This window comes from Pseudomonas sp. TWI628, from assembly GCF_039673865.1.
Taxonomy (GTDB): Bacteria; Pseudomonadota; Gammaproteobacteria; order Pseudomonadales; family Pseudomonadaceae; genus Aquipseudomonas.
Window position 1 is genome coordinate 1 of sequence record NZ_JBDJMM010000067.1, and the last position, 1,052, is coordinate 1,052.

Annotated in this window: 1 protein-coding gene; it reads right to left on the minus strand. The window is 60.6% G+C overall.

Annotated features, from left to right (window positions below; translation table 11 throughout):
* Positions 1-1,052 (minus strand): outer membrane protein assembly factor BamA (bamA, locus tag ABE528_RS27300; RefSeq protein ID WP_346654633.1); only part of this gene is annotated, 1,052 nt, incomplete at both ends.

The window sequence follows — 1,052 nt, forward strand, 5'->3', positions numbered from 1 at the left end:
TCGACCTGGTCGTCGGTGCCTGGCACCGCCGGGGTCTCGACGTTGACTTCCTTGAAGAAGCCCAGGCGCTCAAGACGGGTCTTGGACTGGTCGATCAGGTAGGTCGAAGCCCAGCCACCTTCCATCTGGCGCATTTCACGGCGCAGCACTTCGTCTTCGGTCTTGGTGTTGCCGCGGTAGTTGATACGGTTGACGTAGGCACGCTTGCCCGGGTCGACCACGAACATGATGTCGACGGTATGGTCCTGGTCGTTCGGCTGTGGCACGCCGTTGACGTTGGCGAAGGTGTAGCCTTCGTTGCCCAGGCGACGGGTGATCAGCTCGGAGGTGGTGGTCATCACCTTGCGCGAGAACACCTGGCCCGGCTGCACCAGCAGCAGCGACTTTACCTGGTCTTCCGGCACCTTCAGGTCACCCGACAACTTCACGTCGCGAACGGTGTACTTCTCGCCTTCGTTGACGTTGACGGTGATGTAGACGTGCTTCTTGTCCGGGGTGATCGACACCTGGGTGGAGGCGATGTCCATGTTGATGTAGCCGCGGTCCAGGTAGTAGGAACGCAGGCGCTCCAGGTCACCGGAGAGCTTTTCGCGGGCGTACTTGTCGTCGTTCTTGAAGAACGACAGCCAGTTGGTGGTCTTCAGCTCGAACAGTTGCTGCAGCTCTTCATCGCTGAACACGGTGTTGCCAACGATGTTGATGTGCTGGATGGCGGCAACGGTGCCTTCGTTGATCTTGATCTTCAAGGCCACGCGGTTACGCGGCTGCGGCACGACTTCGGCGTCGACCTCGGCCGAGTAACGGCCCTGGGCCACGTACTGGCGCTGCAGCTCGTTACGCACGCCTTCGAGGGTGGCGCGCTGGAAGATCTCGCCTTCGGCCAGGCCCGATTGCTTCAGGCCTTTCATCAGGTCTTCAGTGCTGATCGCCTTGTTGCCATCGATCTCGATGCTCGACACCGACGGGCGCTCGACCACGTTGATGATCAGGACGTTGCCATCGCGGTTCAGCTGGATGTCCTGGAAGAAGCCGGTCTTGAACAGCGAGCGGGT